This window comes from Gimesia sp. (assembly GCF_040219335.1).
GTDB lineage: Bacteria > Planctomycetota > Planctomycetia > Planctomycetales > Planctomycetaceae > Gimesia.
This window is the reverse complement of record NZ_JAVJSQ010000014.1, coordinates 18,884-32,699: the sequence shown is the minus strand read 5'-3', so window position 1 is coordinate 32,699 and position 13,816 is coordinate 18,884. Positions and strand designations below refer to the sequence as shown.

Sequence of the window (13,816 nt, the reverse complement as noted above, 5' to 3'; positions counted from 1 at the left end):
TGGTCATCCTGCAGTCAGGAATTTTGTGATGTGTTACCTTCTGCAGCTTCGACGACGAACTGAAAATCTTTATCGTTTCGCAGTGTATTGAAGTCTGACTCTTCCGGAATCAGTTTCGTCAGGCGGGGTTCCATGCGTAAAGCACGCCCCAGCCACGACAGGGCGTTGGCTTTGTCGTCCGCCAGCGCAAAATAGCAGGACAGATTATAAAGCACAACAGGTTCGTCAGCGTGATGCTGGTAGGCTTCTTCCATGATCCCGATTGCAGAGGAGAGCTGATCGGTACGTTTAAAGCACCAGGCCATCCCCATCAGCGTTGTCAGGTTTTGGGGATTTTTTTCGTAAGCATCCCGATAAGCGTCGAGTGCCTCGGCGAACCGCTCGGCCAGTTGCAGTGACTGACCCAGAAAACGGCAGTACTTTTCCGAGTCACGGTCTTGACCGGTAATGTGGGACAGCTCACGCAGTGCCTGCACGGGCATTTCCAGCATCAGATAGCCTTCGGCCGCATTGAAATGTCGTTTCCGTCGGGATGCGGGCAGGAGTACCATGGTCAAACCTGTCAGGGATAAATAAAAAACCTTTGCCCCATTTTAATGGATCGGGCAAAGGTTTTTCTATTGTACCTGCGGCGATATTTTCGCCTTCCGCAAAATCAGATCTTGCTTCGGCTTCTCAGGCAGCGATCGTCTGCCAGGCTCTGAAGCCTCCCACCAGGTCGATGATGTTGTCAAATCCCTGTTTTTCCAGCAGGCTGGCGGCAATGGATGAACGGTAGCCTCCCTGGCAGTGGACGATCACCGTCTGGTCCCGGGGGATCTCAGACAGATGCTCTGCCAGGTGATTTAAGGGGATGTTGATGCTGTTCTCAATATGCCCTGTATTCCATTCAGCGGGCGTACGAATATCGATAATGGTGACCTGCTCGTTCAGTTCCTGCATGGCCTGGGCAGAAATCCGCCTGGTTTGAGAGACCAGTTCGGGGTGGTCCTGAAGGCTGTTGAGGCCATCTTTCAGGAATCCTTTTACGTGGTCAAAACCAATCCGTCCCAGGCGAATGATTGCTTCTTCGATCTGATCTTCTTCACTCGCAATCACCACGATAGGGGCCTGCTTATCCAGCATCGTACCTGCCCATGTGGCGTAGCGACCTTCCAGACCGATATTGATACTCCCTTTCAGATGACCTGCTGCGAATTCGGCGGCATCGCGGACGTCGATCACCTGTGTTCCGCTGTTGAGCATCTGCTGTACTTCAGCGAGCGAGTAGGCATGCCAGGCGGCTTTGATGCTTTCATCCAGGGTCTGACGTTCCTTGCGATTCAGAATTGCATCATGCACAAAGTACTGTGGTGCTTCCGGAAGATCGGTGGTGACCATATCAATGAAGGCGGCTTTGCTCATCGGCTGCAGAGCGTAATTATAGCGCCGCTGCTCTCCGAGTGTGGTGACCGCTTCACTGCTGAGCTGTTTTCCACACATGGAGCCTGCCCCATGCGCTGGATAGACCAGAGTTTCATCCGGCAGCTTCAGGATCTTCTCATGGAGAGAGTCATACAACATGCCTCCCAATTCTTCGGCGGTGGCACCCAGGGAAGCCAGCAGGTCGGGGCGACCAACGTCTCCCAGGAAGAGGGTGTCTCCTGTCAGAATCATTTGGGGCTGATCCGGATTCTCTTTCAGGTCATAAACGACCAGCGAGATGCCTTCCGGCGTGTGTCCCGGGGTTTCCATGGTTGTGATTCTCACAGAACCCAGCAGCACTTCATCACCTTCCGCGAGGGACTGGTGAGAGAATTCTGCTGCGCCCCTGCTGCCCAGATAGATCTGAGCACCTACGGCTTTCTGCAGTTCAATGTGACCGGCAATAAAATCGGCGTGGAAGTGAGTCAGGATCACGTGTTTGATTTGCAGGCCGTGCTCTTTCGCATCTTCGAGGTAAATCTCAATATCACGTTGGGGGTCGACGACAACCGCGTCGCCCGTTTCTTCATCGGCAATCATGTAAGATGCCAGCGACAGACAATCCAGATAGTGACGTTGAAAGAACATTGCAGGACCCTCCGCTTTTAAGCTGTTTTTTGACACTGTTGCTGTTCACAGCCGGCAACCTGATTCCAGGGCATTTTGGCGAGTACCATTGCCATCCCACAGGTATCAGTAATACCGGCAAACATTAATCCTGCCCCGACGAACGCCGAGATCCCACTGAACCAGGGATTAACGAACATGCCCAGCATGGCACCGGTAAAGACCAGGAAACCAGCTGCAATCCGAACCTGACGTTCCAGGGAAATCGTTTTTTTACCACGTTCGACGGGCAACCCCTGTGCTTCCCAGGCTTTGGTGCCCCCTTCGACGCTGACCACGTTCGGACAGCCTGCTTCGATCAGTTTCTGGCAGGCGCGGGACGAACGGTTTCCGCTCTGACAGATAATGTAGACCGGCTCGTCAGTGCTGCCATTTGTCAGCTCTTCAATATGGTCTGTACCGATCTTGTCCAGGGGAATGTTGCGGGCGATTGTGGCGTGGACTTCCCGGAATTCCGCAGGAGTCCGTACGTCAATGACTGCGACATCCTGTTGACTGTGCAGCCGGGCCAATGCTTCCGGTGTGATGGTTTTGACTTCTGCCATGATTGATACCTCGTAATGTCGTGAATTTACGATATGTTGTTGTAAAAAAATGCTCAGGACTGGAAAAAACGTCCTTCGATGCAATCCATGATCTTGTTTAAATGAGGCTCGGCCACACTGTAGTAGACGCTCCGGCCTTCCCGTTCACTCACAAAGAAACCACAGCGCTGCATCAGACGCAGATGCTCTGAAGCAACGTTGCTGGGAATTCCACAGTCTTCAGCCAACTCACCTACGGTGTACCGTCCGCGCAGAAGCAGTTGCACGATACGGATCCGAGCCGGATGCGCCAAAACCTTCAGGCATTCTGCTGCCTGTTCCAGTGCGGGGCCGTCATAATTGGGAGTTTCTTTCAGTTTCATAATCTTACCTCATGTATATAATATCGTGATGTTACGATATGTCAATGAGGATTCTTTGAGATTTTTCAGCCGATTCTCAGCAGATAAATTCACTTCTGCGTCATTGAATCTTCATAAATATATGCAACAATAAGACTTTACGTCAATAAATATAAAACCGGCAGAAGAGGTGATTCCATGTCCCCAATCAATCCTGATTCCCGAATTTCATTAGGCAGACGTGCTTTTCTCCAGCGGGGAGCCCTGGTTCTGGGCGGGCTGACTGCAGCGCCGTTGGGGCAACTGGCGGCTGCCGCTGATCAGAAACAGCGTGGGGCCGTCCGCGTGGGGCTGGTTACGGACCTGCACTACGCAGATAAGCCACCGGGAGGCTCGCGTCACTATCGGGAAACTTTGAAGAAACTGGACGAAGCAGTCACTCAGTTTAAGAAAGACGAGCCTGACTTCGTCGTCTTCCATGGCGATCTGATCGATTCCGGCAAGTCGCTGGAGCAGGAGAAGCAACATCTGCAGACCATTGTTTCAGCCATCGATGCCATTCCCTACCCGCGACATTTTGTACTCGGCAACCATTGTGTAGACCAGCTGACCAAAGCAGAGTTCCTGCAGGGGGTGGGCCAGAAGGAGTCCTACTTCTCCTTTGATCGGGGCGGCTATCACTTCGTTGTGCTCGATTCCTGTTTCAAAAGCGATGGCACACCTTACGGGCGTCACAATTTTAAATGGACAGACGCCAATATGCCTGCGTCTGAACTGAAGTGGCTCAAGGATGATCTGCAGCAGACAAAGCTGCCGACCATCGTCTTTGTGCATCAGCCGCTCGATCTGAAAGATACGGATGCCCACGCCGTCAAGAATTCTTCGGAAGTCCGTAAAATCCTGGAATCAGCGGGCAATGTCGCCGCGGTCTTTCAGGGGCACAGTCACCGGAATAAATATGCAGAAATCGGCGGTATCCATTACTGCACAATGGTGGCAATGGTGGAAGGTTCGGGACTGACAAATAACGGGTACAGTACCCTGGATGTCTATCCTGACGGTTCCCTGGTGCTCAACGGATTTCGCAAACAGCAGGATTATCACTGGAGCTGAGAACGGCTCTGACCCGGGAATTCGAAGCAGGCCATTGTTGCACCATGGTCTGAGATGCGTATAAGATGGATGAATCAACGATCCTACATCTGTCTGATTCTTCAGGAGCTTATTATGCGCCGTTCAGCCCCCGTGGTCTTATTCTCTCTGTTTATTCTTGGTTGTCTGACCAGCGCTGTTTCCAGTGCAGGTGCAGCCGAAAAACAGCCCCCCAACATCGTCTTCATTATCGCTGATGACCTGGGCTACAAAGAACTGGGTTGTTACGGCCAGAAATTTATCAAGACGCCGAATATCGACAAGCTTGCCACAGACGGTATCCGTTTCACCCAGTTCTATTCGGGTAACGCGGTTTGTGCCCCTTCCCGTTGCAATCTGATGACCGGCAAACATCCGGGTCATGCCTATGTGCGGAATAACGGCAAACCTGACTATGTGCAGGACATGAAAGAGAAAGAGGGCTGGGAGTATCCGGGGCAGCATCCGATTCCCGATGCCGAAGTCACCATCGCAGAGATGCTCAAACAGAAACAATATGCCACCGGTGCAATGGGTAAATGGGGGCTGGGACACTTCGGGACCTCAGGAGATCCCAACAAGCAGGGATTCGATCTGTTTTATGGTTTCAACTGCCAGGTGCATGCCCACAATCACTATCCCCGTTTCCTCTGGCGGAATCACACCAAAGAAACGCTGCCGGGCAACGATCGGACTTTGAATGGCGAAACGTATTCACAGGACAAATTTGTCGAAGTCGGAATGGAATTCATTCGTGAAAACAAAGATCGTCCCTTCTTCCTGTATCTGCCGTTCGCGGTTCCGCACCTGGCGATCCAGGCACCGGAGGAATCGGTCGCAGAATACCGGGGTAAAATTCCGGAAGAGGATTATAAGCATCGCGGCTACATTAAACGCTCCGATCCCCGCGCTGGCTATGCAGCCATGATTACACACATGGACAAAGGCGTTGGCCAGATCATGAACCTGCTCAAAGAATTAAATCTGGATGACAATACCGTGGTCTTTTTCACTTCTGACAATGGTCCGACATACGATCGCCTGGGCGGATCTGATTCGGTCTTCTTTGAATCGGCTGGCCCCTGGCGCGGGTTCAAGGGCAGTCTGTATGAAGGGGGGATCCGTGTGCCGCTGGTGGTTCGCTGGCCGGGACACATTCCCGAGGGGGATGTGACCGATCATCTTTCCGCGTTCTGGGATGTCATGCCTACCATCGCACAGCTGACGGGAACCAAAGCACCAGCTGACATTGATGGCATCAGCTTCGTACCTACCCTGCTGGGCAAACCGCAGGAACAGAAGCAGCATGAGTATCTCTACTGGGAGTTCCCGGCTTACACGGGACAACAGGCGGTTCACATGGGGGACTGGAAAGGCGTGCGTCAGAATCTGTTGCGAAAGAAAAATCCGCAGATGAAGATCGAACTTTACAACCTCAAAGATGATCCGGGCGAACAGCACGACGTGGCTGATCAGCATCCGGAAGTCGTGGCCCGCATCAAATCCATTATGAAAACGGGCCGTACTCCGTCAAAGATGTTTCCATTTCCGGCACTGGATCAGCAGTAATCGACGAACAGATACTGTCTGACCGGATTCCGATTTACCGGGAAACTTCTTTAATCCAGCTGAACACGCTGTCCCCGATCTGCAGGTAACCATTGCTGGCTGGGTGGACAGCGTTGTTCTGGCGCAGTGTTTCCTCTGTGGTGTGTGAGTTCCAGGGAACTCGCTTCGCGGGATAGTTGTGTACGCAGTCAAGGTTCAGGTGTGTTGGTACCAGGTAGATCTGTTCCGTTTTTTTGCCGCCATAATGTTTCAGCATCCGTTCCGCGACATAGTGCTGATTACGCTTGTACTGCCAGCGTGTCTGCTGGCGACCATTGGTGGTGCCGAACGCGTCCTGGCTGGCGGCCGGCGGGACGGGGAGCATGAAACCGATTTTGGTCTGTGGATTAAAATCGTGAATCATCTTGACCAGAATATCCAGGTGCTTGACCATCGTATCCGTGCGTTCTTCGATGCTCTCATCCGTAGCTGAATAGACATCGTTGGGGCCGAGGAAAATTGTGACCAGATCAGGCGCGTTGCCGTCATTGAACTCTTTGCAGTAACGGGGAAAATCGAGTTGCGGCTTCCCACTTTCATCGGCATACAGGAATGGGCTGCCTCGTTCGCGGTAATTTCCCTGGCGGGCATTTTCCTTGAAGTGGGTCGCGAAACGGACCGCAGTCCAGCCGCCGTAACCTTCGTGTCGCACATTTGCTTCGTTACTCGGATTGTGAGAACCGATCAGTTTCAGTTCAGGGCCCTGGAATTTTTCGCTCAGTTCAAATACGTGACGGGGATAAACCGAATTGTGCGTGAGACTGTCGCCGATCATCAGGAGACTGGTCGGCTTTTCTTTACCGACTGTTGTGGGGACGACCCTCAGGCGTGATTCCTGGGACGCGATGATCTTGTTGTTCTGATCCAGCACGTTCAGTTTGAACTTATAATCGCCGATCTCTTTTTCGTCGGGAGTGTAAGTCCAGCGTTCCTGCTGCAGGTGTCCCCGGTTACAGTGCACGTCGAATACATAGTTCGCCGGGTTAATCGTCAGCGATACATTGTCGAAGTAGACACTGGTCTCAATTCCGGGGGTCGCGTAAATGATGGGAGGCAGGATCAGCCGTACCGGATCCTGCGGTTCTGCTTCCGCGGAGCGCTGAGATTCCGGGGTCGGGTTGGCAGGTTCATCAGCCTGGGCGAGTGCCGACAACGCCACGATTAAAAGACTCAAGAGAGAGGTCAGACGAAGTACAGTATTCATACCAGTTCCATCATAGGGTGAGTTCAGGTGAGCGAGTCTTGGAGTGTGGACTTTGAGATTAACCGACCCAGATCGGGCTGGACCAGGCGAGTTGACCGTTGTTTTGTGTCACGCGTACGTAATACCAGTCGGTCGAATTCGCATCGGACTGATGATCCTGCCAACAAATCTGAGCTGAGTATTCGCTCTGACCTACGAGGCGATGCACTACATAGCTTTCGCTGGTAAAGACGCCCGTGAATTCCACGACGTTGTCGTCGATCAGATCCTGCAGTTTGGCACTGATGGTTTTCTCGTAAGGTTTGCGAATCTGTAGAGTGAGCACTGTGTCAGGTGTGCCTTCGATCTCGGTGACAACAGCTTTGGTGGGATCCTCGGCGTAGCAGTTGACGCGTGTGGTGTTGGAATCGAGGTGGAGTTCCTGATTCGAAACGACTTTGAGTTTATCACGCAACTTTTCATTAAAGGGCGCCGACTGGAAGCAGGGGATCGCGCGGGTGAAACGACCGCCGTCCAGTATGATGGTCATATCCCAGAAGCAGGTGCGGCCCATCGCCAGATCCGCCCAGGGCCCCCAACCGTATTGCAGGCGGCATTTTACTTTGCCGGGCAGAATCGGTTTGTCGTCCAGGTGATCTTCGGGAAAATGGCGTTCAATGACTTTGCCGTTGCGAATCAACTCGACCATGGAGATCGCGTCTTCTCCCTGCACGCGAACGTCAATCTGACGATCGGTAGTTGCAGGCACATCACTGCCCATCGGGTGACCATTCAGTGAAACTTCGAGGGCAATCCGATCTCCCGTGGCGGCATATGTACGGCGGGCGCGAATCGCTTCCATCAGCGAACGCGAAGAGAGATCTTCTGCCCAGACACCCAGTACCCCTTCGCCGTATGCACCGGGATAGCCCAGGTGATCATCGGACGAAGCGACAAAGCCAAAACGCATTCCTTTCTGCAACTGGGGGACAATCATGTTCGATGCGGAACGCCCCCCGTTGCTGTGGCGGATCATTGGGAAAGGGCTGCGGTCGGTTTCGGTGCAACCATGTTCGGAAAAGACTTCGACCACGGGAGAAGCTCCCGGACGGAAATGCTTGAAGTTCGCACCGCGCCAGCCCTGCTTGTAACCCACGTGATGTGGAATCGCCAGTGCCTGATTACCCTCCGCGAAGTCGAGTAGTTTCTCGACATGGTTCGGCAGGAACAGTTCAGGCTGGTCCTCGGGGAAGATCATACAGTAGTCACCGAACTGACTGGAGTGCCATTCGTAGCCCAGAAACGCCACGAAGTCGTCGGAGTTCGCATCCTGAATCAGTTGCCGGGTCTTGGGCCAGTGTTTGGAGTGGACTTCGAATCCATTGACCCATTTCATGTGTCGGTTGCCCGGCATCTTCGGCATATCGTGCCAGGAAGCGTGTCCGGTGAAAGCGAAGAAATCGAGGTGTTCCTGTGCCAGGTCAATGGAACGTTCCAGTGATCCTTTCGCGTAGCCGACGGCGTTGTGATTGTGTAAATCACCCCAGAACAACTGATACTTCTTTTGAGTCCCCGCTCCCTGGAGTTCAGAGTTCACACGCAGTCCAGACAGCGCTGTTGCCGCCATGGTTTCACCCAGAAACGTGCGTCGGTTAATTTGAGGTTGATCAGTCATGATTTTCTTAGCTTCATTTAGTCAGAAGTTGAGTCGAAAAAAGAGGGACAGGTGAGTGACCTGTCCCTCAGTAAGTCTGATCGTAGGTGTTTTACTTCTTGCCGAGGCAATACAGTTTATCGGTCATCTTCAGATAGATCTTACCATCCGAGAAGACCGGCGTGGCCAGGGCGAAGCCTTCCAGCGGGTTTTCGGAAACGAGCTTGAATTCGTCTCCCTGTTCCACAACCAGGGTGGTTCCGTCTTCGCGGGTCACATAAATATGTCCGTCAGCCAGAATTGGCGAGGCACTGAATTTATGACGGCTGCGGGGCAGACGACCTTCCCAGATCTGTTTTCCTGTTTTGATGTCGAAGCAGAGGACTTCACCTTTGTCCGAACAGACGTAGAATCGACCGTTGATGGCAGCCGGGGTCGGGACATCCGAGAAGGCACCTTTGCCTTCCCCTTCTTTGGTCCAGACAACATTGGATTTCGTGACATCTCCCTGGCCGCCGAGTTTGATTCCTGTGAGTGAACCACCACGGGCGTAGGGAGCGATCAGGTAGCCATCGCTGATGACGGGTGAAGAGATCGAGCGGAAGTATTCATGCTGTGTGGGGTTCAGTCCCCCCACGCGCCAGATTTCTTTACCGTTCTGTGCATCGTGGGCGGTGACATGGTCGGCTCCCAGTACGTAGATGATTTCTTTGCCATTCTGTCTGGCGACTACCGGAGTCGTGTAACTCTGGTTGGCTTCTTTCGGGGCATCCAGGTTGCGGCCCTGTTTCCAGACTTCTTTCCCGGTCGCTTTATCGAAAGCAGCGATGTAGGAATTGTCGCTCTGGATGCAGGCGATCACAACCAGGTTGTCGGTCAAGACGGGCGAGGTTCCCAGGTCCCACCAGAGGGTGTCTTCGCCATATTCTTTCTGCAGGTTTTTCTGCCAGACGATTTTTCCTTCTTTGGTCAGGCAGGCCAGATCTCCGCTTTTGAAGTAACCGAAGATGAACTGGTCATCGACTGCAGGCGAGGGGCTGCTGCCGCTCCCTTTTTTGTGCTTGCCGGCGCGTTCGGTTCCGAAGTCGGTGTGCCACTTTTCTTTCCCGGTGTTCTTGTCGAGACAGATCATCCGGTTCTTACCTTCTGAGTTGGTGGTCAGAAACAGATCATCGCCCCAGATCACGGGGGTAGATCCACTGGGGCCGGGGAATTTGACTTCCCAGAGAATATTTTTGGAGCTGTCCCATTCAACAGGATAACCGCTGCCTTCAGCGACGCCATTCGAATTCGGACCACGCCAGCCGGGCCAGTTGCCCGCATAGGTGGGGGCGGCAATAAACAGGGAGAGTAAGGCAGTCGCCAGTAAAGCTTTCATTCTGAATACCTCGGTATGTGTAAATTAGTGGGAATGAATTCTGGTTCATTCAGTTTGTATGGGGATCACAGTCTGGGTGAGAACTGTGATTATAACATGCCCGGAAACGCGATTTCATTCCGAATCGAAGTATTTTTTCACGATCCAGTCAGGTTGATGTGCGTCCGGTTTTCGCTTGCGGCCCGTCAGATCGATTTTTTCTGACTTGGGATGTTCGGATGTGAGGGGCTGCTTGTCGTCCGTTTTCTGCTGCCACTCTTTCAATGTTGTCAGCATCTGTTCGATGCGTGCCTGTTGCTCCGGATGTTCAGAGAGATCCTTCAACTCAGCAGGATCGGTTTTGAGATCGAACAGCTGTGTTTTATTGATCTGTGGATAGCGGATCAGCTTCCAGCGGTCATCACGGACCGCCCGCATCAGATCTTCGTAAGTCGTAAACAGTGAATCACGTATACCTTTCTGATTGCCTCGCCAGATGGGAGCCAGGTCTAAACCTTCCACTCCTGCGGGAACACTGGTCTGCGTCAGATCACAGACTGTGGGGAAGATGTCATACAGATAGACAAGGGCCTCGCTCGATTCATTCTGCGGAATTCCGGGTCCTTTAAAAATCAGGGGAGACTTCATGCTGTGTTCATACAGATTCTGTTTTCCCAAAAGCCCATGACTGCCCACTGCCAGACCGTGGTCTGATGAGAAGATTACGATCGTATTTTTGTCGAGCCCCTGTGCTTTGAGGATTTTCAGGATGCGACCGATCTGCGAATCCATGTGCGTGATCATCGCGTAGTATTCGGTCAACTGCTCGCGAACGACTTCCGGTTGACGCGGCCAGCCTGCCAGTGCTTCATCGCGGCCAGTCATCCAGCCATTGTTGAATGGGTGCTGGGGCATGAAGTTTTTGGGAAGTGGCGGCTGTTTGTCCTTGTATGTATCCATCGCGGATGCGGGAGGCATCCGCGGATCGTGTGGTGCAGTGAAGGCGATATACGCGTAGAACGGTTTGTCCGCGGGCTGCGTTTTCAGAAAGTCGACGGTCGCATCGACAAACAGTTCGCTGGAAAATTTCTCCCCCATGCGTTTGTTCTCAAATTTGTCATCCTTCAAATCAACCACGGGGACTTTGAGGTGATTCGACATGCCTCCCATGAAGGCCGCTGTTCCCAATGTGAAACTCTTCTGAAACGATTCGCGGTGGTTGTGCCACTTTCCGGTACCGAAGGTGGTGTAACCGGATTCTTTCAGTAACTGGGGCATCGTCATCACCCCTCTAAGATCCATGGGCACATGGTAGAGGGAGCGTCCGCTGTTGAGCATGGCTCGGCTCGGCTGACAGACTGCGCCATGAATCGACCCCATGCAGTACGTATTCCGAAAACTGAAGCCGGCGCGTGCCAGCTGGTCCAGATTCGGAGTCTGAATGTGAGGGTTCTGATAGGCGCCGAGGGCGTCCGCACGCTGGTCATCGCTGAACAGGAACAGAATGTTCGGACGCTGGGATGCTTTCTCTGCTGCGGAGACGGCACTCGGACCGATGAGCATACTCAGCGGGAAACAGAGGATAAGCAGCAGGTATCTCAGGTAGGTAGTCATATTCAGGTTCCTGATTGTGATGAGCGACGAATAGAGAGGAGTGCGCTGATTCCTGTTTCAGCGAACTGCCTCAGTCGATTTTGAAGAACCGCTTTCCTTTCAGTTCAAAGCGGGGCAGGGCACCAGGGGCAACCGTGGTGACCTCGGCGTTGAAGTTCAACCGATCTTTGATCGCATGGCTGACTTCATTGATAATCTGTTTCTGCTGGTCCGTGGTCGAGAGGGACTCCACCGGTTCCAGTTCGATTTTCATGTGTTGCATGGCGCGAATGGTGCGGACCTCGATCCGGTATTCGGCTACCTGCTCGAACGTACGCAGGATCGCTTCCAGGCTTGAGGGGAAGACGTTATTACCGCGAATGATCACCATGTCGTCGGCTCGACCCAGGATGCCCCCTTTCAGACGCAGCAGGCTGCGACCCGAGGGGCAGGGGGTTGTGTCTTCGCAGACCAGGTCACCGGTACGATAGCGAATCAGTGGAGATCCGACGCGGCCCAGGTTGGTAATCAACAGCTCGCCCTGGGCTCCGCGTTCGACTGGTTGCAGTGTTTCCGGATCAACGATTTCGGGAATACATTCGGTTTCGAGAATGTTGAGACCGCCTGGGTTTTCGAGGGGCTCAATTCCAAGGGCGCCGATTTCGGTCATGCCCCAGTGATCGAATACGCGGGCGCCCCAGCCCTGGCCGATCCGCTGTTTGGTCGCTTCGATGTTGCCCCCTGGTTCTCCGGCAACCACGAGTGCCCGCACGCGGCTGCCTGCCAGGTCGATGTTTTCTGCCTCCGCGACTTCGGCCAGTCGCAGGGCGTACGTCGGGGTACAGCAGACGGCAGTAATTTTGTTGTCGAGGATCATTTTCAGACGAGCTTCGCTGCCCATGCCACCACCGGCCAGACAGAAGTTGCCGCGACGGGTGGCCCCCTCGAAGGCTGCCCAGAATCCGACGAACGGTCCGAATGAGAAGGGGAAGAACAGGCGGTCTTCCGGATAGAGACCCACCATGCGATAAATCTGTGCCCAGCATTCCCCAAACCAGTCCCAGCTGGTTTTGGTGTCCAGCCAGCGCATGGGGGAACCGGTTGTTCCCGAGGTCTGATGCATGCGCGTGTAAGTTTCAAGCGGGTAGGTCAAGTTGGTGCCATACGGGGCGTTTGAGAGATGATCTTCAACCAGCTCGGCTTTGGTCGTGATCGGCAATTTCTGCAGGTCCGCGAGGCTCTGGATCGAGTTGACGTCGACACCCGCGGCGTTCCACTTCTGCTGCCAGAACGGATTCGAGGCCGACACCTCTTTCAGAAGGTGTTGCAGTCGCTCAAGTTGGCGGGCTTCCAAAGCGTCTCGATTCAGGTTTTCCGGCTGGCTGTCAGATGGATTCATAAACTTGCTTGTCTGGTTGGAGCAGGGGCATGGGGAGATTTCTTGCAGGTATCCCTTATTCTGCCGCAACTTGAGTAATTTTCCAACCTAATGAGCAATCTCTACCGGAAAAAACTGTGCTCTGGGCGTCTGACGAGAGAATCTGGAACCAGTTGTTATTTCAAGGGTTATTGAAGTGAAACTATCTAATACGACCATTCCAACAACCTCTCAAGTCGTGAAATGGTGAGGACGATGATATCGATACAGTAGGTTTTCCTGATTGACGAGAGAAGTACGGTTCAGATGAGAATCAGGATCACCTGATCATTGTCGACAACACAAGAACTGACATCCGGAGAAGAGAACTTTATGGCCGCGGACGGTAACAGCAAAGAGTTGAAACTGGGATTCCTGACCACGATTGAATGCCCGGACGGGGCGCTGATCGGAGGTCTGCTGGTGACGAATCATTTTGGTCGCCCCCTGGAATTTCAATGTACGACTCCCGTCAAACCGAACCGGACGCAAGAGGTATTGTATGGACCGACACTGGTTCCGTTCCTGCTGGGGGAAGTGATTGGGCAGACGCTGGTTGAGAAGATGAACGTCAAGCCGAGCCTGATCCTCGTAGAGCAGGAACAGGCGCTGGAACTGCAGAACCATACTTCGATTCCGGTCGCCATCCTGACTGATGTGGAACAGCTGATCGAAGAGAGTGACGCCTACCTTACAGAACAGGTCGGGCGAAACCGGCTGCGGTTTGATGCTGCCCATCAGATTGGAAAGTCTGCGATTGAAAAAACGAGTCAGCATATCCCCGGCGATGCTGACCTTGGGGAGCCGTTTGAACGTGTGCGTGAAGCCTTAACAGAAGCGGTAAAGATGGGTTCCTCCCGTTAGACCGCTTTCTGAGGCAGCGTTGAATTAATTTA

Annotated in this window: 12 protein-coding genes; 3 read left to right on the top strand and 9 right to left on the bottom strand. The window is 53.2% G+C overall.

Annotated features, from left to right (window positions below; genetic code table 11):
* Positions 1-14 precede the first annotated feature (14 nt).
* The 4 genes from RID21_RS11705 to RID21_RS11690 all read right to left on the bottom strand — a co-directional run bounded on the left by RID21_RS11705 (position 15) and on the right by RID21_RS11690 (position 2,998).
* The gene (locus tag RID21_RS11705) at positions 15-551 is read right to left on the bottom strand and encodes a tetratricopeptide repeat protein (RefSeq protein ID WP_350189081.1); all 537 of its coding nucleotides are present in this window, start codon (positions 549-551) and stop codon (positions 15-17) included.
* A 124-nt stretch (positions 552-675) separates the two neighbouring features.
* Complete coding sequence (locus tag RID21_RS11700) at positions 676-2,052, bottom strand: rhodanese-like domain-containing protein (protein WP_350189079.1); 1,377 nt, start codon at positions 2,050-2,052, stop codon at positions 676-678.
* Between the two features lie 17 nt (positions 2,053-2,069).
* Positions 2,070-2,636 carry a rhodanese-like domain-containing protein gene (locus RID21_RS11695; protein WP_350189077.1) on the bottom strand — a complete coding sequence of 189 codons (567 nt, stop codon included), beginning with the start codon at positions 2,634-2,636 and terminating at the stop codon, positions 2,070-2,072.
* Between the two features lie 53 nt (positions 2,637-2,689).
* On the bottom strand, positions 2,690-2,998 hold the full coding sequence (locus RID21_RS11690; protein WP_145192139.1) for an ArsR/SmtB family transcription factor: 309 nt from the start codon (positions 2,996-2,998) through the stop codon (positions 2,690-2,692).
* A gap of 177 nt (positions 2,999-3,175) precedes the next feature.
* Here RID21_RS11690 and RID21_RS11685 point away from each other — a divergent pair, with 177 nt between their 5' ends.
* A complete protein-coding gene (locus RID21_RS11685) occupies positions 3,176-4,090 on the top strand; it encodes a metallophosphoesterase family protein (RefSeq protein ID WP_350189075.1) in 915 nt (304 codons plus the stop codon).
* Positions 4,091-4,204: 114 nt separating this feature from the next.
* Positions 4,205-5,677 (top strand): arylsulfatase, encoded by a 1,473-nt coding sequence (locus tag RID21_RS11680; RefSeq protein ID WP_350189073.1) that lies wholly within the window; start codon positions 4,205-4,207, stop codon positions 5,675-5,677.
* A 34-nt stretch (positions 5,678-5,711) separates the two neighbouring features.
* On the opposite strand, the gene RID21_RS11675 is transcribed toward RID21_RS11680, so the two are convergent.
* The 5 genes from RID21_RS11675 to RID21_RS11655 all read right to left on the bottom strand — a co-directional run bounded on the left by RID21_RS11675 (position 5,712) and on the right by RID21_RS11655 (position 12,902).
* Entirely contained in the window at positions 5,712-6,920 is a 1,209-nt protein-coding gene (locus tag RID21_RS11675) for an SGNH/GDSL hydrolase family protein (RefSeq protein WP_350189071.1), read from the bottom strand.
* A gap of 58 nt (positions 6,921-6,978) precedes the next feature.
* Complete coding sequence (locus tag RID21_RS11670) at positions 6,979-8,574, bottom strand: CehA/McbA family metallohydrolase domain-containing protein (protein WP_350189069.1); 1,596 nt, start codon at positions 8,572-8,574, stop codon at positions 6,979-6,981.
* Between the two features lie 91 nt (positions 8,575-8,665).
* On the bottom strand, positions 8,666-9,931 hold the full coding sequence (locus tag RID21_RS11665) for an outer membrane protein assembly factor BamB family protein (RefSeq protein WP_350189067.1): 1,266 nt from the start codon (positions 9,929-9,931) through the stop codon (positions 8,666-8,668).
* Between the two features lie 114 nt (positions 9,932-10,045).
* The gene (locus RID21_RS11660; RefSeq protein ID WP_350189065.1) at positions 10,046-11,524 is read right to left on the bottom strand and encodes a sulfatase family protein; all 1,479 of its coding nucleotides are present in this window, start codon (positions 11,522-11,524) and stop codon (positions 10,046-10,048) included.
* A gap of 70 nt (positions 11,525-11,594) precedes the next feature.
* Complete coding sequence (locus tag RID21_RS11655; RefSeq protein WP_350189063.1) at positions 11,595-12,902, bottom strand: phenylacetate--CoA ligase family protein; 1,308 nt, start codon at positions 12,900-12,902, stop codon at positions 11,595-11,597.
* A gap of 309 nt (positions 12,903-13,211) precedes the next feature.
* On the opposite strand from RID21_RS11655, the gene RID21_RS11650 reads away from it, so the two are divergent.
* Positions 13,212-13,784, top strand: coding sequence for a hypothetical protein (locus tag RID21_RS11650; protein WP_350189061.1), 573 nt, complete (start codon positions 13,212-13,214; stop codon positions 13,782-13,784).
* Positions 13,785-13,816 lie beyond the last annotated feature (32 nt).